At 63.8% G+C, this 25612-nt stretch carries 20 protein-coding genes; 12 read left to right on the top strand and 8 right to left on the bottom strand.

Translation table 11 applies throughout. The features are described from left to right. The first annotated feature begins 326 nt into the window (after positions 1–326). The 5 genes from HDG39_RS33030 to HDG39_RS33010 all read left to right on the top strand — a co-directional run bounded on the left by HDG39_RS33030 (position 327) and on the right by HDG39_RS33010 (position 5746). A complete protein-coding gene (locus tag HDG39_RS33030) occupies positions 327–1754 on the top strand; it encodes a substrate-binding domain-containing protein (protein ID WP_184012288.1) in 1428 nt (475 codons plus the stop codon). A gap of 206 nt (positions 1755–1960) precedes the next feature. After that, positions 1961–2968, top strand: a complete 1008-nt coding sequence (locus HDG39_RS33025; protein WP_184012286.1) for an ABC transporter substrate-binding protein — start codon at positions 1961–1963, stop codon at positions 2966–2968. A 98-nt stretch (positions 2969–3066) separates the two neighbouring features. Next, a complete protein-coding gene (locus HDG39_RS33020) occupies positions 3067–3867 on the top strand; it encodes an ABC transporter ATP-binding protein (RefSeq protein ID WP_184012297.1) in 801 nt (266 codons plus the stop codon). 26 nt (positions 3868–3893) lie between these two features. Continuing rightward, on the top strand, positions 3894–4763 hold the full coding sequence (locus HDG39_RS33015; protein WP_184012283.1) for an ABC transporter permease: 870 nt from the start codon (positions 3894–3896) through the stop codon (positions 4761–4763). Between the two features lie 182 nt (positions 4764–4945). After that, positions 4946–5746, top strand: a complete 801-nt coding sequence (locus tag HDG39_RS33010) for a transporter family protein (protein ID WP_184012281.1) — start codon at positions 4946–4948, stop codon at positions 5744–5746. A gap of 18 nt (positions 5747–5764) precedes the next feature. Here HDG39_RS33010 and HDG39_RS33005 read toward each other — a convergent pair whose 3' ends face one another. Next, the gene (locus HDG39_RS33005) at positions 5765–7183 is read right to left on the bottom strand and encodes an ATP-binding protein (protein WP_184012271.1); all 1419 of its coding nucleotides are present in this window, start codon (positions 7181–7183) and stop codon (positions 5765–5767) included. Continuing rightward, on the bottom strand, positions 7180–7845 hold the full coding sequence (locus HDG39_RS33000; RefSeq protein ID WP_018423281.1) for a response regulator transcription factor: 666 nt from the start codon (positions 7843–7845) through the stop codon (positions 7180–7182). Before HDG39_RS33000 ends, HDG39_RS33005 begins: the two co-directional genes overlap by 4 nt. Before the next feature lie 273 nt (positions 7846–8118). On the opposite strand from HDG39_RS33000, the gene HDG39_RS35755 reads away from it, so the two are divergent. The 6 genes from HDG39_RS35755 (at position 8119) to HDG39_RS32970 (ending at position 18373) form a co-directional block, all read left to right on the top strand. Continuing rightward, on the top strand, positions 8119–10179 hold the full coding sequence (locus tag HDG39_RS35755; RefSeq protein WP_184012269.1) for a PepSY domain-containing protein: 2061 nt from the start codon (positions 8119–8121) through the stop codon (positions 10177–10179). Between the two features lie 96 nt (positions 10180–10275). Continuing rightward, positions 10276–13185 carry a TonB-dependent siderophore receptor gene (locus tag HDG39_RS32990; RefSeq protein ID WP_311667958.1) on the top strand — a complete coding sequence of 970 codons (2910 nt, stop codon included), beginning with the start codon at positions 10276–10278 and terminating at the stop codon, positions 13183–13185. After that, positions 13107–14024: a hypothetical protein gene (locus tag HDG39_RS32985; RefSeq protein ID WP_260328438.1), complete on the top strand. Its 918-nt coding sequence runs from the start codon at positions 13107–13109 to the stop codon at positions 14022–14024. Before HDG39_RS32990 ends, HDG39_RS32985 begins: the two co-directional genes overlap by 79 nt. Before the next feature lie 25 nt (positions 14025–14049). Continuing rightward, complete coding sequence (locus tag HDG39_RS32980) at positions 14050–15078, top strand: ABC transporter substrate-binding protein (RefSeq protein ID WP_184012265.1); 1029 nt, start codon at positions 14050–14052, stop codon at positions 15076–15078. A gap of 521 nt (positions 15079–15599) precedes the next feature. After that, on the top strand, positions 15600–15872 hold the full coding sequence (locus HDG39_RS32975) for a hypothetical protein (RefSeq protein ID WP_184012263.1): 273 nt from the start codon (positions 15600–15602) through the stop codon (positions 15870–15872). Positions 15873–16507: 635 nt separating this feature from the next. Further along, positions 16508–18373: an alkaline phosphatase family protein gene (locus HDG39_RS32970; protein WP_184012262.1), complete on the top strand. Its 1866-nt coding sequence runs from the start codon at positions 16508–16510 to the stop codon at positions 18371–18373. A 245-nt stretch (positions 18374–18618) separates the two neighbouring features. On the opposite strand, the gene HDG39_RS32965 is transcribed toward HDG39_RS32970, so the two are convergent. The 6 genes from HDG39_RS32965 to HDG39_RS32945 form a co-directional block, all read right to left on the bottom strand. Beyond that, the gene (locus HDG39_RS32965; RefSeq protein WP_184012260.1) at positions 18619–20073 is read right to left on the bottom strand and encodes an aspartate aminotransferase family protein; all 1455 of its coding nucleotides are present in this window, start codon (positions 20071–20073) and stop codon (positions 18619–18621) included. A gap of 49 nt (positions 20074–20122) precedes the next feature. Next, on the bottom strand, positions 20123–21457 hold the full coding sequence (locus HDG39_RS32960) for a glutamine synthetase family protein (protein WP_184012258.1): 1335 nt from the start codon (positions 21455–21457) through the stop codon (positions 20123–20125). Further along, positions 21450–22259 (bottom strand): gamma-glutamyl-gamma-aminobutyrate hydrolase family protein, encoded by an 810-nt coding sequence (locus tag HDG39_RS32955; protein ID WP_184012256.1) that lies wholly within the window; start codon positions 22257–22259, stop codon positions 21450–21452. Before HDG39_RS32955 ends, HDG39_RS32960 begins: the two co-directional genes overlap by 8 nt. 268 nt (positions 22260–22527) lie before the next feature. Further along, a complete protein-coding gene (locus HDG39_RS35475; protein WP_026226309.1) occupies positions 22528–22749 on the bottom strand; it encodes a hypothetical protein in 222 nt (73 codons plus the stop codon). Between the two features lie 247 nt (positions 22750–22996). Continuing rightward, positions 22997–24016 (bottom strand): rhodanese-like domain-containing protein, encoded by a 1020-nt coding sequence (locus tag HDG39_RS32950; protein ID WP_184012254.1) that lies wholly within the window; start codon positions 24014–24016, stop codon positions 22997–22999. Positions 24017–24322: 306 nt separating this feature from the next. Continuing rightward, positions 24323–24739, bottom strand: coding sequence for a cupin domain-containing protein (locus HDG39_RS32945; protein ID WP_184012252.1), 417 nt, complete (start codon positions 24737–24739; stop codon positions 24323–24325). 177 nt (positions 24740–24916) lie between these two features. Between HDG39_RS32945 and HDG39_RS32940 the strand changes: the two genes are divergently transcribed. Next, entirely contained in the window at positions 24917–25522 is a 606-nt protein-coding gene (locus HDG39_RS32940) for a peroxidase-related enzyme (protein ID WP_184012250.1), read from the top strand. Positions 25523–25612: the final 90 nt, after the last annotated feature.

Raw genomic sequence — 25612 nt, 5'->3', positions numbered from 1 at the left:
TTCATGGAACGCCCTGCCGAGCATGAACGAATTTTCAGCATCGATTCAGGTTGGCTTCAGCGTGCCGCCGTACCGTCGGGGCAGCTTCTCCGGGCGCGATGGCGGGGCCGCGTTCCTGACCGGAAGCCGGCCCGCTGCGCGCCATTCTCCACATCCGGCAGGAGACCCCCGTGCCTGTTTTCGATTCTCCATGGCGGCGCGCATCGTCATCGATGCCGCCCCTGTCATGCTCGTCCCGGCCATTGCGCTCGCAGGATGCATGCGCGCCCGCGGTGCGCCCTCGTCGTACCGGAGCCGGCTTCCTGCTTGCGGCCTGTCTGGCACTCATGCCGCCGTGCATTGCGCAGGCGGCCGATACCGTTGCAGGCTTGCCGGCCTATCGATCGCTCCCGAACCTGAGCGGAACGCTCAGCAGCGTCGGGGACGACGCGATGGGGCCGCTGCTCGACGCGTGGCTGGCCGTCTTCGAGCGACGCCAGCCGGGGATCCATCGCGGGCCGCATTGGCGGCACGCCGGCAGTGCGACCGCATTCGGCGCGCTCATGTTCGGCGACGCCGATATCGCACCGCTCGCGCGTGAGCCGTTACAGACGGAGCTGCAGCCGTACGCGCACCAGTTCGCAGGCGACATGATGAAGTCGCCGCTGTTCGTTCGCGTCGCGAGCCTCGACGGGCAGGCGGCCTATCTCGCCGTGAACCGGCGTCCCGGCGCGCCGCTGCCGCCCAAGGTCAAGGCGTTCGTGGCGTTTGCGCTGAGCGACGAGGGTCAGGCGATCGTCGCCGCGCAGAAACGCTTTGCGCCGCTCACCGCCGCGCAGGCGGCGCGTGAGCGCGCGAAGCTCGACGGCTTCCTGCCACCGCTTGACGCGCAACTGGCCGTCTATCGTCCCGTGGCCGGCCTGCACGGCGAGATCGACAGCGTCGGCAGCGACGGGATGAAGTCGCTGATGGACACGTGGATCGACGGCTTCACGCACGTACAGCCCGCCGTGCGCAAGGGCGATCGATGGGAACACCTCGGCACGTTGAACGGGTTTCACGCGCTGCTCGCGGGCGACACCGCGATGGCGCCGATGGGCCGCGAACTCTGGCCGGACGAACGGGCTGCCTGTACGCAGATCCGTCACGCGGCGCCGCTCGAAATCCGCGTCGCGCGCGGCGGTTTCAACACGCCGCAACGGACCACGGCCCAGGCGATCTTCGTGCATCCGGACAATCCGCTCAACGGCGTCACGCTGGCGCAACTGGCGTCGATCCTGCGGCGGAACCCGGGTATCACGCGGTGGGGCCAGCTTGGCCTGACCGGCGAGTGGGCCGACCGTCCGATCACGATCTACATCCCGCCGCACGTCGCGCCGAACGCGATGTCGATGCAGGTCATGGTGCTGGCAGGCGGAGCGTGGAACGGCGCTGTCCACGAGGGATCGATCGACGACACTGCGCGCGCGATCGCTGGGAATCCGGGCGCGATCGGCTTTGGCGGACTCGAGGAAGGCGGCCCCGGACTCAAGACGCTGGCGGTGGCGCGCCGGGACGGCGAGCCGTTCTATGCGCTCGATGCCGAGAATGCGGCGAGCGGCAAGTATCCACTCACACGCTACATGTACATCCGCCTGAACCGTCCGCTGACGCCGCCGGTGAAAGCGTTCCTGCGCTACATCCTGAGCCGCGACGGCCAGGAGCCGGTGCGCTATTCGGCGTACTTCCCGCTGAGCGCGGTGGAGGCGCGCGAAGAGTTGGCGAAGCTCAGGTAGGCGCCGCGCGGATCGGTCCGGGCGCATGCCGCGTGCGGCGCCGGCGGTCCCTGAATAGGCGTTCATTTTCCGTTCAGCCTGACTTTAAGGTTGCCCCGTATAACTCAAACCGTTCCGTGAGCCCACCCGTCCCTGATCCGGGGCGCGACGCGAACGCCATGTGGAAAACGGCACGCCATACCTATCGAAACCGGAGGAGACATCCCATGAAACACACTGTCCTGCGCATCGCCGCTGGCGCGCTGATGCTCGGCACCCTGGTTCCGGCCGCGCATACCGCCGAGAAACTCACCCTGATGGTCGGCGGCATGGAAAAGCAGATCTATCTGCCGGCCAAGCTCGCCGAGCGGCTCGGCTATTTCAAGGAGCAGGGCCTCGACGTCGAACTCATCAACGAGGCAGCGGGCGTCGATGCCGAGAACGAACTGGTCGCCGGCACAGTGCAGGGCGTCGTCGGCTTCTACGACCACACGATCGACCTGCAGTCGAAAGGCAAGTACATCGAGTCCGTCGTACAGTTCAGCCACACGCCTGGCGAAGTCGAATTGATCTCGTCGAAGCTCGCCGGCAAGGTAAAGTCGCCCGCCGACTTCCGCGGCTTGACGCTTGGCGTCACCGGGCTTGGCTCGTCGACCAACTTCCTAACCCAATACCTCGGCGTGTCGCACGGCGTGAAGACGTCGGAGATGACGGCGCTGCCCGTTGGCGCGGGCAACACGTTCATCGCCGCGCTCAAGCAGGGCAAGATCGACGGCGGCATGACCACCGAACCGACGGTCTCGCGCCTCGTCAACACCGGTGACGCACTGGTCCTGGTCGATCTGCGCTCGCCCGAGAGCACGCAGAAGTGGCTCGGCGGCCTGTACCCGGCGGCCAGTCTGTACATGCAGAACGACTGGGTACAGTCGCACAAGGCGACGGTGCAGAAACTCGCGAACGCGTTCGTCAAGACGCTGCGCTACATCAACACGCACAGCGCGGAGGAGATCACCGCGCAGATGCCCGCCGACTACTACGCTGGGGACCGCGCGTCGTACATGAAGGCGCTGGCCAACGGCAAGGTGTCGTTCATCGCCGACGGCCGCATGCCGGAATCGGGGCCGCCCACCGTGCTCAAGGTGCTCGGGTCGTTTGATAGAGCTGTGATGGGGCACAAGATCGACCTGTCGAAGACCTTCACCACCGAGTTCGTCAACGCCGCGCAGGTCAAGTAGCCGTGCCTGCGTGACGGCCCGGCAGCGAGCCGTCGCGGGCGTTTCGTCGAATCCAGTCTCCTAAAGGTGGCAATCCAATGACAGCCTCCCAGGCAACCATGCCGTATCCCGCCGCTGCGTCGAACGACGTTCCGGCGATTGAACTCGATCGTGTCAGCCGCCGCTTCGTCAGCCCGGAGGGTAAAGCGATCATGGCGCTGCAGAACTTCAGCATGTGCGTTGCGAAGGGCGAGTTCTGCGCCGTCGTCGGACCGACCGGCTGCGGCAAGTCCACTACGCTCAGTCTGATTACTGGCCTTGCCGCGCCGAGCGCCGGCGCGGTCAGGATCTGGGGCAATCCGGTCACCGGCATCGATCGCCGCATCGGCTTCGTGTTCCAGTCCGACGCGGTGTTCCCGTGGAAGAACGTGCTCGACAACGTCGCAGCCGGTCCGCTGTACCGTGGCGAGAGCAAGGCGCAGGCGTACGAGCGCGCGATGGAATGGATTCGCCGCGTCGGTCTGGTTCGCTTCGAGCGCCACTATCCGCACCAGCTCTCCGGCGGCATGCGCAAGCGCGTCGCGCTGGCTCAGACCTTCATCAACGAACCCGAGATTCTGCTGATGGACGAGCCGTTCTCGGCGCTCGACGTGCAGACCCGCACGCTGATGCAGGACGAACTGCTGCATCTGTGGAGCGTGAATGGCGCGTCGGTGGTGTTCGTCACGCACGACATCGAGGAGGCCATCGCGCTCGCGGACAAGGTATTCGTTCTGACGTCGGGCCCGGCGACCGTCAAGACGTCGTACGAAATCGACCTGCCGCGCCCGCGTGATGTCGCGGAAGCGCGCTATTCCCCCCGCTTTATCGAACTGTCGCGGCAGATCTGGAACGATCTTCGCGACGAGGTCCACATCTGAGCGCCCAGAGGCGCATTGAGGAAAGCATGAATATCCCGATGACAGGAGCCGCATCGAACGAGATCGAACTGCGGCAGGTGGAAGTGCGGGCCCAGGCAAGCATACGTCGGCGCCAGACGCTGGTGTATGTGCTGCGGCTCGCGGTGCTGGTCGTCACGCTGGGCGGATGGGAACTCGCCGGGCGCGTGGGCTGGATCGATCCTTTCTTCTTCTCGACGCCTTCGCTGATCGCCGTGCAGATCTGGCAGTGGCTCACCGAGGGAACCTCGCAAGGCCCGCTCTGGGTGCAAGTGCTGGTGACGCTGGAGGAAACCGGGCTCGGCTTCCTGATCGGCAGCGTGGCAGGCGTGTTGGCCGGGATCGTACTGGGCCGCAACAAGCTGCTCGCCGACGTTTTCAGCCTCTACATCAAGATCGCGAACTCGATCCCGCGCGTGGTGCTCGGCTCGGTGTTCATCATCGCGCTGGGGCTCGGCATGGCGTCCAAGGTCGCGCTGGCCTTCGTCATGGTGTTCTTCGTGGTGTTCTCGAACGCGTTCCAGGGCGTGCGCGAGGCGGACCGCAACCTGATCGCGAACGCGCACATCCTGGGCGCCTCGAAGCACGCCGTGACGCTGACGGTCGTGCTGCCGGCCGCGATGAGCTGGATCCTGGCGAGCCTGCACGTGAGCTTCGGGTTCGCGCTGGTGGGTGCCGTGGTCGGTGAATTCCTCGGCTCGAAGCAAGGGATCGGGCTGCTGATCTCGACCGCGCAGGGCGCCTTCAACGCGGCCGGCGTGTTCGCCGCGATGATCGTGCTCGCCGTCGTCGCGCTGGGTGCGGAGTTCGTGCTCACGCAGCTCGAGAACAAGCTCCTGAAATGGCGCCCGCCGCAGTTCTCCGACGCGGGCCACTGATCCCCGCGCGCCGCGCCGGTCCGCGTGTCTGACGGACCGGCGCGGCATCCGCAGTTCGCGCCGGCCGGCCACGCGTCGCCGCGCATCTGCCCGCCCCAACCGTCCTGACCCATCCCGCTCGTGCCTCATGCCGGGCGCTCGCACGCAGCGCCGGCCACCCTTCGATCAGGAGAATCGGCCTCATGTCGTCCACCCGTCATCCGGAGTCGGCCGCCTACCGCGCCCCGTATCATGCGCGATTCGTCAAGGCGGCGCTCGCCTTCGGCGCATGCCTGGTTTGCCATGGCGCGCTTGCCGGCCCGCCGTTCGTGACCGACGATCCGGAACCCGTCGAACGGGGGCATTTCGAAATCGATGCCGCCGCGTCGGGCACCGTGCGCGCCGGCAGTCACAGCGGCACGCTGCCGGGTCTCGAGATCAACTACGGATTGGTGGAGAACCTGCAGATCAACGCGACGGTCGGCATGGCGTTCATGCACGAAACCGGAGATCGCACCCATTACGGATTCGGTGATACCGAACTGGGCGCGAAGTACCGCTTCATCACCGAGGACGAGGCGGGCTGGCGCCCGCAGGTCGCGTTCGCGCCCAGGGTCACACTGCCGTCCGGCAACGACCACCTGGGCCTCGGTGACGGCCACGCGCACGTGCTGCTACCGCTGTGGACGCAGAAGACGATCGGTGACTGGACGACGTTCGGCGGTGGTGGATACGTCGTCAACCGGCGTGCGGGACGGAAGGGTTACTGGACCGGCGGCTGGGCCGTCCTGCGCAAGTTCGGCGAACGACTTCAGCTTGGCGGCGAGGTCTTCTACACCGGGGCGGCGACCAATGACGATCCGTCCGCGATTGGCTTCAACCTCGGCGGCACCTACGGGCTGACGGAGCACGACCGCATCCTGTTCTCCGCCGGGCGCGGCCTCACTCACGTGAGCGACACTGATCGCTTCTCCTATTACGTCGGTTATCAGCTCGACCTGTGACGCGCGCCCGCTGTATGCTCAGGCGGCGTCGGTGGAATGGAGCGGCGCGTTGAAGGGGATATTGCCGGCGGTGTCGGACGGCGTGACGGCGGGAATCTCGAAGACCATCGACAAGCCGCGGCCGTCCGGCCCGGCCTCCGCGAAGATGTGGCCGCCGTGCAGCTCGACGATACTGCGGCAGATGGCGAGGCCCAGGCCGCTGCCCTTGTCTTCGTCGCCCGGACGACGGATGCGCACGAAGCGTTCGAAGATGCGCTCGCGCTGTTCGGCGGCTACGCCGGGACCCTCGTCCTCCACGCGGACCTGCCAGCATTGGTCCACCAGCGTGGAACGCAAGGTGACGCGGCTTCCCGGAGGCGAGGCCGCCAGTGCGTTGCTGAGCAGGTTCAGGAGCACCTGGCGGATCCATTTCGACTCGATTGCGGCCTGTCCGCTGCCGTGATGGGTCAGGAAGAAGCGCTGCTCGCGGTGTTCGGCGAGTACGTGGGCGTCCTGCGCGAAGTTCTGCAGGAACAGTTCCGGGTCCTGCGGCCTCAGATCGAGCGAAATCGCGTGTGCGTCGGCACGCGACAGGAACAGCAGGTCCTCGATGATGCGCTGGAGGTGGGCCAGTTCCTTGATCTGGATCTGCACCGCGTGTTCCTGCGCCGGCGTCAACTGATCGTCGACGACCAACTTCTCTGCCTGCAGGCGCACCAGCGTCAGCGGGGTCTTGAGCTCGTGGGAGGCCTCCGCGGTAAACCGCCGGATCTGGTCGAACGATGCTTCGAGGCGGTCGAACATCTGGTTGAGCAGGCGCCCCAAGTCCGAAATCTCGTCGCGCGCGCCGGACACCGGGATCCGCTCGCTCAGGTTGTCCGAGCGGATGCGGTCGGCGGTGTCCTGGATCAGCCGCAGCGGCCGTAGCGCCATTCGGCTAAAGCCGTAGCCGATCACGCTGCTGACCGCGATCATGACGATCAGGAGCACGTAAAAGGTATGCTCGTACGCGCTCATCACCACGCGCACGTGCTCCTTCGTCGTTGCCAACACGACCGTGTATGGTCCGAGCGCGAACTCGCCCGCGCGCAGTTCGCCCAGCCCATCGATATTCGCATTGAACGCCTGGTGGCGAGGCGACGGGGCAATATCGCGACCGTTAAGCTCCGGTGAGCGAAACACCACCGTACCACCGGGCCCGTAGATCTCCGTAAAGAACAGTTCCAGGTTGCCGGACATCATCGCCTGCACACGCTGGCGCAGATCCGCCTCCGTCGGCTTCGCGCCGAGCGCGGTCTGGCCGGCGCGAATCTGTTCGAACTCCGATTGGTTGAGCAGATCCAGCGCGTGGATCGCGTGATGTTCGATGAAATACCTTCCGGCAAGGAACAGCGACGCGAACGTGACAGTCGAAGCGAGTACGTAGCAGATGGCGAGCCGCGCGCCGATGGATTTCATAGCAGTTGGTAACCGACGCCGCGCACCGTCTTGAACAGCGGCTTGCCGAGCGGCGCCTCGAACTTGCCGCGCAGCCGGCTCATGTAAACGTCGAGCAGGTTGGTGTCGACGTCGTAATGGGATTCCCAGATCTTCTCCGCTATCAGCGTCCGGGTCAGGATGCGGCCGGGATTCTGCAGGAAGACCTCCAGTAACGCGAACTCGCGGCTGGTGAGATCGATCGGCTTGCCGTTCAGATGGACGGTGTGGCTCAGCAGGTCAAGCTTGATGCCCTCATGCTGAAGCACGGTTTCCTTGACGGACGATTGGCGGCGAAGCAGCGAGCGCATGCGCGCGAGCAGTTCTTCCAGGCTGAACGGCTTGGGCAGGTAGTCATCGGCGCCGACATCGAGGCCCTTGACGCGATCCTCGACGGCGTCGCGCGCGCTGAGGATCAACACCGGCTCATTGAATCCGGCCGCGCGCCATTCGCGAAGCAGCTCCAGACCATCACCGTCGGGCAAGCCGAGATCGAGCACGATGACGTCATAGCTCGACTCGCATAGCGCTTCGCGCGCCTCGGCGCAACTTTCAACCCACGTCACCGTATACGCGCGTTCGCTTAACGCCTGCTTGAGGTACAGGCCGAGCTTGCGCTGGTCTTCGACGATAAGGATCTTCATGATAAAAGCGCGAACGCGAGGGAATTTCAGGCTAGCGCAAGCGGATGTCCGTGACAAGCGAAGCATGGCCCTGCGGGGGTTTTCCCGATTTTTCTGAACGCAAATTCAGGAAGCGTTCGCGTCTGTTTCAGGTTGGAAGCGCGCATGTGGGTCGTGGGGCGATAAGTCACGCGCAATGAGTTGGGACTTACCCCGACTTTGCGCTGAATTCAGACTTCATTCAGGTTCGCCGACAAAGATGATGGACATCAACAGTCGTCGCCCAGGCAACCCATGAAACCCGCATTCCGTCCGCTCGTCTTGCAGATCCATCGCTGGTGCGGCCTGACCGTCGGGGTCGTGATTCTCCTGATGGCGATCACGGGTGCATCCATCGCTTTCCGGCCCAGCCTCGAGCCGGTGCTCAATCGCGATCTGCTGACGGTGCCGACCTGTGCGGCGCGCGTACCGCTTGACACATTGACCGCGAATGCGTCCGCATCCCGGCCGTCGGCGACGCTCGACTACATTCGGCTGGTCGCCGGCAAGCACCATGCGCCGCGCATGCCGTCCGCGATGGTGCGCTTCACCGATCAGGTGTTCGTCTACCTCAATCCTTGCACTGGAGACGTGTTGGGCGAACGCGCGCGCTACGGTGGCCTGCTCGGCACGCTCGAGCAGATTCATCAGTTCCGCTTCATGAAGCACGGCAACGTGATTACCGGCTCGAGCGCGCTCCTGTTCGGCATGCTGATGATCGGTGGCGGCATCGCGCTCTGGTGGCCACGCTCAGGTCACGGCTGGCGAGTCGCGTTCACGACCGGACCCGGCGCGCGTGGACAGGCATTCACGTATCGGCTGCATCGGACGATCGGTCTCTATGCCAGCGCGATCCTGCTGCTGACGGTGCTGACCGGGCTGCCGTGGGCGTTCGACTGGTACGCGCACGGCATCTATGCGATCACCGGTTCACCGCAGCCCGCCAGTCCGCCGAAATCGGCCGTGCCCGCGAACGGCGCAAGGCGGCAAACGCTCGAAAGCTCCTGGCGCACCGCACAGGCACTGTCGCCCGACCCGCAGGATGCGCTGCTGCACATCCCCGAGAAATCGCGTGACCCGGTAGAGATGTACCTGATCGATCGCGCGGCGCCGCATCCGAATGCACGCACGATGTTGTTCATCGACGCATACACGGGCAAGGTGCTGCGGTTCGTTCCGTATTCGCGGAGCAGCGTCGGGCACAAGCTGTATTTCTGGGCGTTGTCGTGGCACACCGGCGCGATTGGCGGTGTATTCGGGCGACTGTTGCTGCTGTTCGGCGCGCTGTGCGTTCCGGTACTCGCTTACACCGGCGTCCGGAACGTCCTGCGGCGCACGTGGCGTCCGGTGGCGAGCGACGCACGCCTGACCGTGCGCGTCGCGAAGAAAACGGTCGAGGCCGACGGTGTGTGTGCGTTCGAATTGACGGATCCGGCGGGACGCAAACTGCCGCGGTTCGCGGCCGGCGCGCATATCGACGTGCATCTTGGCGACGGTCTCGTGCGCCAGTACTCGCTGTGCGGCGATCCGCGCGAGCGGCGGCGCTACCTGATCGCCGTGCTGCGCGTTGCGGATTCGCGCGGCGGATCGGCGGCCATGCACGAGCGGGTTGACGAAGGCGATCTGCTCGACATTGGTGTGCCGGTCAATCACTTCGCGCTGGACGAGACCGCGCCGCGTTCGCTGCTGCTTGCGGGAGGGATCGGCATCACGCCGATCCTCGGCATGGCGGAACGGCTCGCGCGGCGCCACGCCGATTTCGAGCTGCACTATTGCGCACGCTCGCAGTCGCGCGCGGCGTTCGTGCAGCGGCTCGTGCGGGCGCCGTTCGCCGGCCGGGCCAGGTTCCACTTCAGCGACGAACGCGCGGAGCAACGCTTCGACATCGAGCGCGTGCTCGACAGTCAGTCGCCTCGCACGCATCTGTACATATGCGGACCCGCGGGGTTCATCGATGCGGTGCTGTGCGCCGCACGGAATCGCGGCTGGCCCGAGCGTCAACTGCACTGCGAGCGCTTCGCGTCGATTGCGCAGAAGCCCACGGCGACGCATGCGTTCGACGTGCAGCTCGTCAGCACGGGCAAGGTGTACCGGATTCCCGAGCACAAGTCCGTTGTCGCGTCGCTGGCCGAACACGGCGTCAGGATCCCGACGTCGTGCGAGCAGGGTGTCTGCGGCACCTGCATCACGCGGGTGATCGCCGGCGAAGTCGACCATCTCGACTGCGTGCTGACCGCCGCGCAACGGGAGCGGCACGGACATTTCACACCCTGCTGTTCGCGCGCGAAAGGGGATCTGCTGGTGCTGGACATCTGACCGGCGAGGCAAACGCGGGCATCGTGCCATCGGGCGCGATGCCCGCCGCGGCGGACCGGATCGAAGACCAATAATCCAATCAAGCTGGAGGAGACCGTGGTGATTGGAAGAACGATGGTGGCAATGGCCGTCATGGCGTTGTTTTCGCCGGCGCTTTACGCGCAGGCCGACGGCGGCGCGCGCGAGAATGCACTCGCGCCGCAGCCCGGACATGCGAAGCTCTACGCGCAGCAGCTGGTGGACCGCACGGTCGCGCTGCACCCGGAGCTCGTCGAGCTGGATCTTCATATGCGCCCCCCCGGAGGAGCGGAAAGCGTCATCGTCGCAGCCAAGTCCGCGAATCGGATCGGCAGGAAGTCGGACCCCGACGATCTCGACGTGGTCAGGACCGGTACGCCGTTCGTGGAAGTGAACAAGCGAGCCGACCAGAACGTCGAGGTGCATCTGCCGCTGCTCGACGTCACGCGCAAAGTGATCGGCGCAGTCGAAGTGACGTTCCCGTACCCGACGGGGTCGGGGCTCGACAAGGAGGCGTTGATCCGGGCGGGCGCACTCATCCGCGACGAGCTGAGCCGGCAGATCCGCTACGGGAACGAACTCTTCGATCCGGTGCTCCCGAGCACGGGCATTCCGGACAATCCGTACGCGCAGACGCTCGTCGACGAGGTGATCCGCAAGCGCCGCGACGTGATGGTGCTCGCGATGCACGTGGCGCGCCCGGGCGGGGACGGCGACTATCCGATCATCGCGTCGAACATCGGGCGCATCGGCAAGCCTGCCGATGCGGACGACCGGCGTGTCATCGAGACCGGCAAGCCGCATGTCGAGGTCGGCCGCGAAGGAGATCGCCTCGAAGTGGAACTGCCGCTGCAGGACGCCGGCGGCGCTACGATCGGCGCGCTCGGCGTGGTGATGCCGTACCGCGTCGGCGACGACCAGGAGGTGCTCGTGAAGAAGGCCGAGAAGATCCGGGATGAATTGCGAGGGCGGATCCGCGATGCCGCGGCGTTGTACGAACCGAGGCAGCTCGTGCCGGCGACGTCGGTGATTGCGGCGCGACTCGACGCGGAGGCGCTCGGCAACAAGCAATCGCTGCCGATGACCAAGGAGGTGATGGGCGCTGGCGCGCTGCAGACGGCGACGGAAGGCGTGACCGACGCGGTCAGGAACCAGGCCGGTGTCGCGCCGACCAACTCGTCGGGCAGCCCTGCCGACGCGGCCAGCATTCGCGGCATCAAGGTCAACCTGTTCGCGAACTACCGGCTCAATGGCGGCCTGCCGACCGCGAACGTGATGTCGGTGCCGGCGGAGGACAAGCAGCGCGTGGAGACGCTGAAGGGCGCGAACGCGCTGATGTTCGGCGTTGCAAGCCCCGCGGGCATCCTCAACATGGTGACGAAGCGCGCGCCGATGGACAACGACGTCGCCTCGGTGGCGCTGCTCGGCAACTCGTTCGGGCAGTTCGGCGTCGCTGCCGACGTTAGCCATCGATTCGGCAGCGAAAAGCAGGTCGGCCTCCGCGTGAACGCATCCGATACGCACCTCGAAAATGGTGTGCACGGTGCGAATGGACGCGGCTGGTTCGGCAGCGTTGGCGCCGACTGGCAGGTCACCAACCGCCTGCATTTCCAGTTCGATGTCGAGACCTATCGGAAGGACGTCGTCGAGCAGGGCAGCATCAGCCTGCCGACTGCGGTCAACGGACACATCACGTTGCCGCGCGTGCCCGATCCGAGGAATCTGCTGTCGGGCCCGTGGGCGGTTTTCTCCGCGAAGACGACGAACATCCAGGGGCGGGTCGACTACGACATTGCGCCCGGCTGGAAGGCGCTCGTCGAAATCGGTCAGTCGGATTCGGATCGCTCGCGCTCGACGACCCGGATCGGCGGATACAACGTGTTCACCGGGGCAGGCGGCATCCCGACCGTCAGTGAGGTGACGCAGCTCTACTTCAACAAGTACAAGCGGGCAGAACTGCTCGGTCAATTCGCCACGGGTCCGCTCTCGCACGACATCACGTTCGGCGTGTCGCGCAGCGAGCGTATCGCCGAGACACCCAGACAAAACACGATCGTGTTGCCGGTGCGGGTCAACATTTTCGATCCCATCCCGTTGCCCACTCCGGTGCCGACCCATCCCGACACGTCGCTGCCAAAGCAGGTCAACGCGGATACCGGCCTCTATACCTACGACATGATCGGCGTCGGGTCGAAGTGGAAGTTGCTGCTCGGCTTCCGCGAGAGCCGGTCGTCGTCGAACGACGGCGTGGTGTCGTCAGCGACCTGGGTCGGGTCTCCGGCATTCGGGATTCTCTACGACGTGCTGCCGACCACCACGCTGTTCGCCAGCTACATGAAAGGCATCGAGGATGGCGGCGTCGCCCCCGCAAACGCGAAGAACGCCTACCAGGTCCTTGCGCCCGCGGTGTCGACGCAGTACGAGTTCGGCGTGCGCGATCACTACTTCAGGTGGTTGCAGTTCAGCGCGTCCGTGTTCGACATCACGCGCGCGAACGCGGTGACCAATCCGGCTACGCAGATTTTCGCCAACGACGGCACGATCGAATACCGGGGCGCGGAAGCCGTGCTCACGCAGGAAATCTCGCGCCAGTGGTCGCTGTCCGAAGCCGTCCAGTACCTGCACGCGGTCCAGAACCCGGAATTCGACATGACGATCAAGGGCCGTACGCCGGAGAATACGCCGAAGTGGATCGGCAACATCGCACTGACGCATCGTCCGCTCTGGCTCCCCGGCCTGTCGCTCACGGTGCGTGCATCGTTCATCACGAAGCGCCCGGTGAACCCGCAGAACCAGGGCTACATCCCCGGTTACACCATCTACTCGCTCGGCGCCAGCTACGCGACCCGGATCGCCGGCAAGCATGTCGACATCAGGGTGGCCGTCGACAACCTGTTCAACAAGCGTTATTGGAACTCGGTGCAGACCGGCACGCTTGGCACAGGAATGGACCGCAGCGTGCGGATGGTGGCCAAGATCGATTTCTGAAAAAACGTGGAGCCCTTTCCATGCCCAACCTTCATCGAATCATCATGAATCTTCTCTCCATTCGGGCCATCGGCCGTGTCTTCGCCATCGCGGTCGTACTGGCGGGCATGCTGCCCCCCAACGCGGCGCGGGCGACAGAGCCGTCGGATAACGACGCGCTGTCGCTGATCATCACCTACCAGACCTTGCCCGCGAACCGGCCCGCGTTGCGCCACGAGCTGGCGCAGTCGACCGCGCGCGAGCTCGCGCGCTGGAAGCACGACGGGCGAATCAGGCAATACAGCCTGCTGTTCAATCGCTATGCCGATTCGGACAACTGGGACGCAATGGCCTTGCTGACGTTCGCGACGCCCGACGACCTGTACCGCTGGCGTACGCTCGAGCAGGCGCAGCCCGCGGCGCTGTCCGGGAAGGCGCTCGCGGTGACGACTTCAATCCATACGACGCCGGTTGATACCAAACGCGCGGAGGCGCTCGACGCGAAGGCGGCGAATCCGGTCTACGTGGTCATCCCGTACAAGACACTGGTCTCAGCCGGCGACTACGAGAAGTACGCGGACGCCTATGTGATTCCGCAATTCAAGGGATGGATGGACGAGGGCGTCCTGTCGAGCTATTCGCTATATACGAGCCAGTTTCCGGCCGGCCGCCAGTGGACCGCGATGGTACTCCTGCAGTACAGGGACGAGGCGGCCCTCAGCGCGCGCGAGGCGGTGGTGGACAAAGTCCGCGAGCGCCTGGCGCACAACCCTGAATGGAAAGCGATCAGCGACAGCAAGAAGAACGTGCGCACCGAAGAACAGGTGGTGATCGCCGATCCCATCGCCGTAAGTCAATGAGCTCTCTGCTCGCAAGGAAGATCCGATGAAAAAAATCGCACTTACGCTCGTTGCCGCTTGCCTGGTCGGTGGGCAGGCAAGCGCCGCCGAACCGGCCACGGCCGCTGCCGGTGCGGCGCCGCAACGCATCGTCCTGCTCGTCGACGAGATTAAGGCCATCCGCAATTTCCCTGTGGTGCTGGCGGAGCGTCTCGGCTATCTGAACGACGGCAAGATGGCCGTGACTGTCATGAACATCCGCGACGACGTATCGACGGCCGACATGCTGAATGACGGACGGGTCGACGCGGTGGTCGCCTACTACCATCACAACGTGGTTAACCAGGCGCACGGCATCGATACGCAGGCCGTTGTCACGCTCGGCGTGACGCCGGGCGCGAAGGTGCTCGTCGCGAACCAGGCAAGGGAGAAATACCAGAGCGTGACTGACCTCAAAGGCGCGCGTTTCATTGCGGGCGGCGCCGGGTCGTCGAAGAGCACGGTCGCGAACGCGCTCATGCTGGCGGGCGGTCACGGCATCGGCGATTACGCGCGGCTCGGGACGGACGGCAAGGAGAAGAACATCGACGCGCTGCGTGACGGAAGCGCCGATTTCGTCGTAGCGCCGACGCCCGACGGGGATCTCTACGAGTCGAAAGGCGTGGCCACGGTGTTCGCGGACCTGACGTCGGTCGACGGCACGCGCCGGAGTCTGGGCACGCTGTTTCCGTCGAGCACGGTCTACATGTCGGGCGCACGCGTTCGGGCGCATCCGGAGATTGCGCGGCACCTGGCCGGCGCGTTCGTGCGCACGCTGCAGTACATCAATTCCCATTCCCCCGAGCAGCTGCTGGCTGTCATTCCGCCGGAGATCAGCGGCAAGGACCGCGTGGCTTATCTAAAGGTGTTGAAGGAGGAGATCCCGATGTTCGCGAACGACGGACGCATGCCGGACGACGGCGCGACGAAGGAGTGGCAGGTGCTCGCCGCGGCGAATCCGGCTTACGGGTCGGTGAAGGTCGATCGGACCTACACCAACGCGTTCGTCGATGAAGCGCTGCGTACGCTGCACTGAGCAGAAGCGTTTTATTCGCGCGGGGCCGTGCGGCTGCGTTCCGCCCGCGCGGCGCATACAGCGCGATGCTGCAGCCGGTCGCGACGTCGTTCAAGCGTAGCGCCATCCCGTGCATCGTCGCGACGGCGGCGGCGAGGCTGAGCCCAAGGCTGCTGCCGGCTGTATGCCTGCTCGTCTCCGCGCGATAGAACCGCCGCAGCACCGCCTGCCGCTCCTCGGGCGGGAGCCAGGGGCTGGGCGTCTCGCTGCAAAAAGCAATGCGATGCGCGACGGTCTCGCGAGCACCTGGAACGGCTCGCTCGGATAGGTTGGAGGCACAGTACGGCTGCGCATTAAAGGCAACCCTAAGAATTCTTTAAATTTTTTAATGCAGATTTCAGATTGTGTTTATCCGGCGTCGCTATTGTTGGATCGTGGTCAGCAGTTCGGATTTGCCGTGCAAGCGCTCCCGCACCATCAGGAGCGTTCGCTGCCACCGGGTCAAGGCACGGTATATCCATTGCAGCCGAAGGAGAGCAGTCATGCGCGCCGCCGATAATTCCCTGCACTCGCTGGTCGACAAGTGGCTTGGCCTGGGACTGGCGAACCCCGTCCGCGTCATGCGCTTCGGGCACACGCCGGCGAACCGGCGGCGCTATGCACTGGTGCAGACGCGGCGCCCGACCGGCATGCTGTCGATGTTTTTCTTCCGCCATGACAATGGTGAATGGTGCGTATTCCCGCCCACCGAAACGAGTCCCGCGATGCGCTTCGCCGCGCTGTGCATGCCGCAGAGCTGCGACTGCAATGGATGATGGCGAGTCTCACTGCAACGGCTGATCTGCGAAAAGTGTGCCGATCCAGGTGAGGATCGCAGTGACTGCGAGTCACGCCGGAAGGACGCTAGTTCGTTCACAAGCGGTCTCCTTGCTGCTTTTTTACTGCCAACCGAAGCACCGTATAGCTCGCGAGCGTTCCACGCCCCAGCGCGTTTGGCCAGTTGCAGGCATATGACGTCGGCGTGCGACGGCCATGCCTATTGCCAATCGACACGCCGCCGCTGTCCTTTCCGGAACACTGCGCAAATGTCATGCCGCCGAAGTAGATAACCGGCCATTCATAGTCATGGTTCGGCCGTTTCGGACACTTGTCAGTAATCAATCGCCCTATCGTGGACGCAATGCGTTCAGGCAGCCCGACGACAGCCAACTGTAATGCGATCGACTCTCCATGTTCATGCAGGAACCCTAAGGTCTTACCGTTGTAACCAACGGTAAGGAGACGGCAAATGGCGACATTCCACCTGTCACAACGATGCAATAAGCTGTACCTACGACTTTCGATGTCAGCAGTTGCGGGAGCGGCCGCGCTCGTATTCGCTACGATGCCCACAGGGGTGTCTGCGGCAAGGGACGATCATGCGGCCCAGACCCTAACGCCAATCAAGCATGTGATCATCGTTGTCGGCGAAAACCGAACGTTCGACCACGTGTTCGGCACCTACCAACCCCCGCAAGGCCAATCAGTGTGGAATCTGCTGTCGCGGGGCATCGTCAATGCGGATGGTTCGCCGGGCCCGAACTTCAACCAGGCGCAGCAATACGAAGCGCAATTGGTTGGACCGGCAAAATTTGCGTTAGCCCCGCCGAACAAAACCCCGTACATGCCGCTGCCGGCCCCCAATACCGGCGGTGCGCCGACGGCGGCTAGCGACGCAAGTCCGCCACCTTTCGCGACTCACGATGCGGCTGTCCAGGCCGAAGGCACGGCACTCGAGGCGTCCGACATCGATCAGTTGCTGAGCGGCGCGACCGGACTGCCGAAGGATGTAAAGGATTCGCGGGTGGCCAACTACAACTCGTTGCCGAGCGGTCCATATCTATTGCAGCCGCCACTCTACGATGCGTACATGGGCGGTCCGGTGCACCGCTTCTATCAGGCGTGGCAACAAGCGGATTGTGCCGTCGCACATGCGAGCCGCGAGAATCCGAGCGGGTGCCTCGGCGATCTGTTCGCATGGGTGGAAACCACCATCGGCGCGGGCAGCAACGGCAAGCCGCAACCGACGCCTTTTACCGATCAGACCACCGGCGAAGGCTCGAATGCGCTTGGCTTCTACAACGTGAACAACGGCGACATGCCGTACTTCACGAAACTGGCCCAGCAATACGCGATGAGCGATAACTATCACCAACCGGTGATGGGCGGAACCGGGGCGAACAGCATCATGATCGGTGCGGCTGATGCGTACTACTACACCGACGGCAACGGCAATGCGGCAACGCCGCCGTCGGATCAGATCGAGAACGTTGATCCGTTGGCCGGTACCAACAACTGGTACACCCAGGACGGTTACTCGGGGGGCAGCTATAGCAACTGTTCGGACCCGGGCCAGCCTGGCGTCGGCGCGATCCGCCAATACCTTGAATCGCTGCCCTACGATCCCACGCCGAACTGCGCGCCGAAGCACTATTACCTGCTCAACAATTACAACCCGGGATATAACGGCGACGGCACGGTGCTCGACAGAACGAAGTCGCCGTTCACGATCCCCCCGTCACCCGTGCGCACCGTCGGGGACACGCTGCTTGATCGCAAGATCCCGTGGAAGTACTACGGGGAGGGCTGGAACAGCTTCATCAAGGATCCGTCGACAAGCGTCTACTGCAACATCTGCAATCCGTTCCTGTACGAGACGTCGATCATGACGAACAAGCACGTCAGGGACACACATCTTGCGGACTTGCCAGACCTGTACGCGGATATCCAGGCGGGCAATCTGCCAGCTGTGTCGTTCGTGAAGCCTGGCGGACTGCTCGATGGGCATCCGACATCGTCGAAGTTTGGGCTTTACGAGGCATTCGTGAGAAAACTGGTCGACGCGGTGAAGAGCGATCCGAAGCTATGGGCCACTACGGCGATCCTCATCACCACCGATGAGGGCGGCGGCTACTACGATTCCGGCTATGTGCAGCCCATCGACTACTTTGGTGACGGCTCGCGCATCCCCATGATCGCAGTGTCGAAGTATTCCGCTGGCGGGCGCATTTCGCACGGCTATGCGGATCACGCGTCGTTGGTCAAGTTCATCGAACGCAACTGGGGGCTGCCACCGATTACCGGACGTAGTCGTGACAACTTGCCGAACCCGGTCCAGTACGGCGATAACCCATACGTGCCGGTCAATGCGCCCGCGATCGGCGACCTGTTCGATCTTTTCGACTTCGACCGGGACGCCGACACGCACGGGCATCATGACGGGTCGCACCCGGACCATGATGCAGGCAACGGCGGTAAGGGCTGGTGGCCTTTCTGACCATAACCTGGAACGCTCGCGCGACCGGTACAACGTCAAGTAGGACCGCCGCGCGTTCCGGCGGCGGTCACGGGGGCTCCATCAGGGCGCCACACGGTTGATTCCGCTGCGGCGCACGGGCACGTCCTCGCGTCGGCGTTCGATGTATCTCCGGGCCGGTTGCCGCGCGTCCCGGAGGGTTGGGCGATTTGAAGGCTGAGCGGGCACTCGATGGCTGAGGGAAGCTGAACCGGAACCACGCAGCGCTATCGGATGCCCACCTGCCGCCCGGTCGCATCGATCGCCGCTTTTGCCTTTGAGACGATTTCGTCGATTTCCGGCCGGCTGACCACGAGCGGCGGCGACAGCAACATCCGGTCGCCGCTCGCGCGCATGATCAGATTGCCGTTGAAGCAGAAGTCGCGGCACATCGTACCGACGTCGCCGCCATTCGCGAAGCGCTTGCGCTCGAGCGGCCCCTCGGCGAGTTGCACGCCCGCCACGAGACCCGCGCCGCTGACCTCGCCAACGATAGGATGACCGGCGAACGTCTCACGCAGCTTCTTCTGAAAGTACGGACCCGTATCCGCTTTGACGCGCTCCACGATCCTCTCGTCGCGCAGCAGTTTCAGATTCGCAAGCGCGACGGCCGCCGCCACTGGATGCCCAGAGTAGGTGAGGCCATGATTGAAGTCACCGTTGTCGATCAGTGCGCGGGCGACGCGATCATGTAGACCGACAGCCCCCATCGGCACGTAACCGCTCGTCAGTCCCTTCGCGAGCGTGATCAGGTCCGGCTCGAAGCCGAAGTGCTGATGCGCGAACCATTCGCCGGTTCGGCCGAAGCCGCCGATCACTTCGTCCGCGACGAGCAGCACGTCGTACTTGCGGCAAATGCGCTCGATTTCCGGCCAATACGTCTCAGCCGGAAAAATCACGCCGCCCGCTCCCTGGAAAGGCTCACCGATGAATGCGGCGACATTGTCCGCACCGAGTTCGAGAATCTTCGCTTCGAGCTGCCGCGCGCGAGCCAGTGCGAATTCTTCCGCCGTCTGATCGCTTGCCGCTTCGCCGAAGAAATAGGGCTGATCGATATGTACGATGTTCTCGACTTTCGATGGCATCTGCTCATGCATATAAGCCATGCCGCCGAGCGTGCCGCCCGCGATCGTCGAGCCGTGATAAGCGTTTTTGCGCGCGATGACGAACTTCCTCGCGGGCTGTCGCTGCGTCGCCCAGTATTGATGGACGATGCGCAGCACGGTGTCGTTGCCTTCCGAGCCGCTGTTGCAGTAGAAGAAGTGATTGAATGGCGCGGGCGTCAGTTCGGCGAGCAGGGCAGACAGTTCAATCACGGGCGGATGCGTCGTCTTGAAGAACGTGTTGTAGTACGGCAGTTCCAGCATCTGCCGGAATGCTGCGTCGGCCAGCTCCTGGCGGCCGTAGCCGACGTTCACGCACCAGAGCCCCGCCATGCCGTCGATGATCTTGTTGCCCTCCGAGTCCCACAGGTACACGCCTTGCGCCTTGACGATCACGCGAGAACCCGCGCGATTGAGCGAGCCCATATCCGAGAATGGGTGGAGGTGATGCGCGGCATCGAGCGCGCGGTATTCGGCGGTGCTGCGCGATGTGGCTTGCGAGGTCGGCGCGTCTTTCGTGTCGCCGTGCTGCGGCGTTTCCTTTTCCGCACACATCACGTCTTCAGTCTTATAGCTCATACTGCCTCCGTCTTTTCAAGGTTCTCATTGACCGATTGGCCCGCAGCACTCAAACGTGCAGCAGCAAGTGCCGGCGTTCCCACGAACTGATCACGCGGAAAAACGCTTCGTATTCGGTCTCTTTCAACGCGAGATACGCGCGGACGAACTGCTCGCCGAGTACTTCGGCAATCGGCTCGCACGCGCTCATCAAGGTCAAGCCTTCTTCGAGATTGCGCGGTAATTGATAGGGCAACGCATAGCCGTCGCTCGCCAGCGGTTCGGTCGCGGCAAGCCGCTGTGTAATGCCGAGATAGCCCGCCGCCAAGGTCGCGGCGATCGCCAGGTACGGATTGCAATCGACACCTGGAATCCGGTTCTCGATGCGGCGCGCAACCGGCGCGGAATGCGGAACCCGGAAGCCGACCGTGCGATTGTCATAACCCCACGCGACATTGATCGGCGCGGCCATGAAACGCGACAGACGCCGGTACGAATTGATGTACGGCGCGAAGATTGGCATCAGCGCCGGGGTGTATTTCTGCAAGCCGGCGATATAGCCGGTGAACAGCGAGGTCGGCTCGCCGTCGGCGGAGGTGAACAGGTTGCGGCCGGTTTCCATATCGACGAGGCTTTGATGCATGTGCATCGCCGAGCCCGGTTCACCTTCCATCGGCTTCGCCATGAAAGTCGCGTACATCTTGTGACGCAACGCCGCTTCGCGCACGGTGCGCTTGAACAGAAACACACTGTCCGCGAGCTTGAGCGGATCGCCGTGCATGAAGTTGATTTCCATCTGCGCGGCGCCGACTTCGTGTATCAGCGTATCGACTTCGAGTTCCTGCACGTCGCAGTACTCGTAGATGTCTTCGAACAACGGGTCGAATTCGTTGACCGCTTCGATCGAATACGCCTGCCGTCCGGTTTCCGCGCGACCCGTACGTCCGACCGGCGGTTGCAACGGCAGATCGGGATCGCGGTTCATGTCGACCAGATAGAACTCGAGCTCCGGCGCGATCACCGGTTTCCAGCCGCGCGCCTTATATAGATCGAGCACGCGCCGCAACACGGAGCGCGGCGAGATTTCGACCGGGGTGCCGTCGAAATGCACGCAATCGTGAATCACCTGCGCGGTCGGGTCGACTGCCCACGGAATCATCCGGATCGTGCTCGCGTCGGGTACGCACACCATGTCGGGATCGGTGACGCCGGTCAGCGAATCGCTTTGCGGATAGTCGCCGGTGACGGTCTGAATCATCACCGCCTGCGGCAGACGCATCGATTCGCCCGATTCGAACTTGCTGCGCGGAATGATCTTGCCGCGCGCGATGCCGGCCATGTCCGGAATAATTGCTTCGATTTCGGTGACGTGATGCTTTTTCAGAAATTCGTCGATGTCAAGCATGATTGTTCTCTCTGTTTTGGTCCGCATCCTGGGTCATGTGTGCAGGGTTTCGTGTATTCATGCGCTGGCGACACGCGTCGCCGAAGGCGCGAAATATCGCGGTCGATAGCGCGTCGTCAGCATGTTTCCATTCCGGATGCCATTGCACGCCGAGCGCGAACGCGCGGGCGTTACTGACGCTGATTGCTTCGATCAGGCCGTCCGCTGCGAGGGCTTGGACCTCGAGGCCTACGCCTAGTCGCGCGATGGCCTGACCGTGCAATGAATTCACCCGCGCTTCGTGGGCGCAGCCCGCGAGGCGCTGCAGCATGCCGCCGCGGGTCAGTACGATCGAATGCGATGCGGCGTATTGCGCGTCGAGCGAGCCGTCCTTGTTCTCGCGATCGTCGTTCAGTCCGCCGACCGCATGAACGCTTTGATGCAAGGTGCCGCCGAACGCGACGTTCATTTCCTGCAAACCGCGACAGATGGCGAGAACGGGTATGCCCGTCGCAACCGCCGCGCGGATCAGCGGCAACGCGGTTGCGTCGCGCGCGGGGTCGTGCAATGTGTCGGGCTCGGTCGAAGCGCCGCCGTAACGCTGCGGCGCGACGTTCGAATAGCTGCCGGTGAATAACAAGCCGTCGACGGCGGCGAGCACATCGTCGATGCGCTGACGTCCACCGAAAGCCGGCACCAGCATCGCGAGCGCGTGCGAGCCCTCGACGATCGCGGCGATGTACTTTTCGCCGACCACGTGCGACGGATGAGCGCCGAGCATCGTTCTATCGGCGGTGATTCCTACTATTGGTTGGTTTCGCATAACGAATAGGCGTGTCGATCCCACGCCGCACACCACGTGAACGGCGTCAAATAGCGCGCGCGGCGAGGTGGGAAAACGCGACGGCGAGTCGACGCCAAAGCGAATCCGCGCAATAACGCGCAGCGCTTACCAGATTAGAAGCGGTTCGATTGAATCCGTCGCGATGCGCGGTGATCGGTCGGTGCCGCGCGGACGCAAGCAGCCAGCTCGCGAAAACGCGTGCAAACGGACGAATCGAACAGCGAAAAGAGATGAAAGAGGAGAGGCGCTACGGCAGCAGCGAAGCGACTTCGTCTGTGCGCACCGCGATGAACGCGCGCGCGGAGAGGACGTTGCGGCGTCGAACGGAGCGACGCGACAGGACTGTGATGACGGACAGAAAGCGGCGAAACGCAAGGCTGCCGTTGCTGCCGTCGGCGCTGGCGCCGTCAGCGCAAGTACAACGCGCCTGACTGCGATTCCAATTCACCAAAGGGCCTCGGACTCTCACGATGACACTCGACTGGCGTAGTTGAGGGTATTGAACGGCCTGTTTCGAATCCACAGCGGATATTGAAGAAACAGGACACGGGTTGATCGAGAAGAAATGGTACTAGACGGTAGTAGCTCAATTCGCCGCGCCGCCCACGCGATCTCCCAATAGCAAGGATATACGAGCTAAAAATGCCGTCAATTTATTTTTGGATTTTGGCAAAGCGGCATCGAGCGTGATGCCGCGTGTTTCGTCTACTGCTCATTCACTCCGCGAGACGTGCGCGCACCGTGTATTCGCCTTCGTTGCCCTTGTCTTCGAGCATGTGCGCCATCGCCGTATTGAAGTCGGGCGGCAGCGGCTCGACCGCATAGCCGCGCTTTTCCCACGCATCGAGACCGCCCTTCAGCGCGCGCACATGATGAATGTTCTTCCGATGCAATTGCCTGACGATGCGCTTAGCGGTCGCTTCGTTGGGACACACGCAATAGACGACGATCGGCCGCTCCAGGTATTCCGGATGAATCGGATCGGGCGACTCGAGATCGAGCGGCCGGGCGCCGGCAATGCGGTGCGATTCCTTTTCGCGCACGGTGCTCGGGCGCGCGTCGAGAATCAGCGGCGGTTCGTTCGACTTCATCATCGCGTCGAGCTGATCGGGCGTAATGCGCGTATGCGCGAGCCAGCGACGAAACTGCAAGCGGCGCAGCCAGCGATACACCAGAACCGCCGCGAAAATCACCGCGAACGTATCGAAGATCGTGCCGCCGTTGTGTCGCACGAGCAGCAGCATTTGCACGATCTGGTGGTGCAGGGCGCCGCCGCCGATCACCCAGACGCTGGCCCATAGCGTGGCACCGACCATGTCCCACCACAGAAACACGCCGACGCCGATAGCGGTCGTGCCGAGCAGCGGCGCGGAAATCAGGCCGAGACCGGGCAGGAACTTCGCGACGGTTAGGATCGGTGCGCCATAGCGCTCATAGGTATTGCGCGCGACGCGTACCGTGGTGTCCAGCGACAGAGAGAAGCGCACGAGGTAATTGAGCAGACGGCGGCCGTACGCGCGTCCGGTGAAAAACCACAGCGAGTCGGCGATCAGCGTCGCACCGACCGCCGCGCAGATCATGTTGGCGTACGAGGCTTCTCCCACCGCGGCCATCGTTCCAGCGAGAATCAGCGTCGGCGCGGCCGGAATCGGCATGCCGAGCTGCGTGACGAGCACGCTCGCGAAGACGGCCCACACGCCGGCAGACGGTGGAATAGCGACCGGGAAATGCCACACAACCGCGCTCCTGATAAGCCAATAAAAGAAAAAAGAATCGTCCGCGCCGAGGCCGATACATGCCACGAGCGACGCGAACGGCCGTGCGGGGGCACGCGCGCGCGTCGACGCGAAAGACGGATTTAAGCACAGGTGGCGAGTCGGCGTCGTGAAAGAACGCCGACGAAATCGCGCGCGACCGACGAATGGGCGCGGCGCACGACGCGGCGCGGCCTGCATGCGCCGCGCGGCAAGTGGATCAAACCGGTTTGAGAAGCATGATTTGCCTCGCTTCAGGCGAAGCGGTCCGGCAAGAGGCCCGTTGCCTCACGCATCCTCGGACGGATCATAGGGCACCACGCGCTCATGCTCGTCCGCGTGATTGCGCGCGACGATCGCCCGCGCCGCGGCGTTCGCGTCGAGATTGAACGGCTGATGCGGCACGCCCGGCGGAATGAACAGGAAGTCGCCGGGCTCGGTAATGACCGACTCGCGCAAGCCCGGGCCGTAGCGCGTCTCGATCTTGCCTTCGAGCATATAGATCGCGGTCTCGTAGTCGGCGTGAAAGTGCGGCTCCGCATGGCCGCCAGGCGGGACCACGACCATGTACATCGACAGGCCGGTGGTGCCCGCGGTGCCCGCCGAAATGCCGACGAAATAGGGCAGCCGCTGCATCGTCGCCATTTCCCGTTCGGGCCGCACCTTGACCACAGGGGCCCGCGCGTCGTGCGTAACGTTTGACATGGTCGCTCCTTTCGTCGCCGCCGTGCCGGGCGGCTTCACGCATGCCGAACTGAAAGTCTAGACGATACGGGCGGCAATGTCGGAAGTGTTCGAGCGGACCTGGTGAAGCGCGTGCGACCGCGAAATCGCGTTGCTACAATGGTCGGCATACCCCGACAGAGATCACGGAGACAGCGCATGGCCACGCTTCAGCCCATCAGCCGCTACCCGGTCCCCGAGCCGAGCGAGTGGCCCGAAGACATCAGTGCCCGCATTCTCGAAGTGCAGGAGAAAGCGGGTTTCGTGCCGAACGTGTTTCTGACGCTCGCGCATCGGCCCGACGAATTCCGCGCGTTCTTCGCTTATCACGATGCGTTGATGCTGAAGGAGGGCGGTCTAACGAAAGGCGAGCGGGAGATGATCGTGGTCGCGACGAGCGCGGTCAACGATTGTCTTTACTGCGTGGTCGCCCACGGCGCGATTCTGCGCATCTACGAAAAAGCGCCGCTGCTCGCCGATCAGGTCGCGGTCAATCACCGCAAGGCCGACATCACCGACCGCCAGAAGGCGATGCTCGATTTCGCGCTGAAGGTGTGCCGCGCGTCGGGCACGGTCGACGAAGAAGACTTCCAGACACTGCGCGGCCACGGCTTCACCGATGAAGACATCTGGGACATCGCGGCAATCACCGCGTTTTTCGGGCTGTCGAACCGGATGGCCAACGTGATCTCGATGCGTCCGAACGACGAGTTCTATCTGATGGGGCGTGTGCCGAAAGCCACGGCGGATGCACCGAAAAACTAGAGGGTGTTAGGCACTTTTTGTCGGACCTGGTATCCTGGCAGGATGAAAAAACGCAGGCCATACCCAACGGATGTGTCGGACGAAGAATGG

Source organism: Paraburkholderia lebeckiae (genome assembly GCF_014201005.1).
Lineage (GTDB): Bacteria > Pseudomonadota > Gammaproteobacteria > Burkholderiales > Burkholderiaceae > Paraburkholderia > Paraburkholderia tuberum.
Note: the sequence above shows the minus strand (reverse complement) of the source record. Positions and strands in the feature narration are given on the sequence as shown.

Excerpts from the sequence above, each read along its gene's own strand:
- HDG39_RS32980 (WP_184012265.1), top strand. The coding sequence starts at position 14,050 with ATGAAAAAAATCGCACTTACGCTCGTTGCCGCTTGCCTGGTCGGTGGG.
- HDG39_RS33000 (WP_018423281.1), bottom strand. The coding sequence starts at position 7,845 with ATGAAGATCCTTATCGTCGAAGACCAGCGCAAGCTCGGCCTGTACCTC.
- HDG39_RS32940 (WP_184012250.1), top strand. The coding sequence starts at position 24,917 with ATGGCCACGCTTCAGCCCATCAGCCGCTACCCGGTCCCCGAGCCGAGC.
- HDG39_RS33020 (WP_184012297.1), top strand. The coding sequence starts at position 3,067 with ATGCCGTATCCCGCCGCTGCGTCGAACGACGTTCCGGCGATTGAACTC.
- HDG39_RS33005 (WP_184012271.1), bottom strand. The coding sequence starts at position 7,183 with ATGAAATCCATCGGCGCGCGGCTCGCCATCTGCTACGTACTCGCTTCG.
- HDG39_RS33030 (WP_184012288.1), top strand. The coding sequence starts at position 327 with ATGCCGCCGTGCATTGCGCAGGCGGCCGATACCGTTGCAGGCTTGCCG.
- HDG39_RS32955 (WP_184012256.1), bottom strand. The coding sequence starts at position 22,259 with ATGCGAAACCAACCAATAGTAGGAATCACCGCCGATAGAACGATGCTC.
- HDG39_RS33025 (WP_184012286.1), top strand. The coding sequence starts at position 1,961 with ATGAAACACACTGTCCTGCGCATCGCCGCTGGCGCGCTGATGCTCGGC.
- HDG39_RS35755 (WP_184012269.1), top strand. The coding sequence starts at position 8,119 with ATGAAACCCGCATTCCGTCCGCTCGTCTTGCAGATCCATCGCTGGTGC.
- HDG39_RS32975 (WP_184012263.1), top strand. The coding sequence starts at position 15,600 with ATGCGCGCCGCCGATAATTCCCTGCACTCGCTGGTCGACAAGTGGCTT.
- HDG39_RS33010 (WP_184012281.1), top strand. The coding sequence starts at position 4,946 with ATGTCGTCCACCCGTCATCCGGAGTCGGCCGCCTACCGCGCCCCGTAT.
- HDG39_RS33015 (WP_184012283.1), top strand. The coding sequence starts at position 3,894 with ATGAATATCCCGATGACAGGAGCCGCATCGAACGAGATCGAACTGCGG.
- HDG39_RS32945 (WP_184012252.1), bottom strand. The coding sequence starts at position 24,739 with ATGTCAAACGTTACGCACGACGCGCGGGCCCCTGTGGTCAAGGTGCGG.
- HDG39_RS32960 (WP_184012258.1), bottom strand. The coding sequence starts at position 21,457 with ATGCTTGACATCGACGAATTTCTGAAAAAGCATCACGTCACCGAAATC.
- HDG39_RS32965 (WP_184012260.1), bottom strand. The coding sequence starts at position 20,073 with ATGAGCTATAAGACTGAAGACGTGATGTGTGCGGAAAAGGAAACGCCG.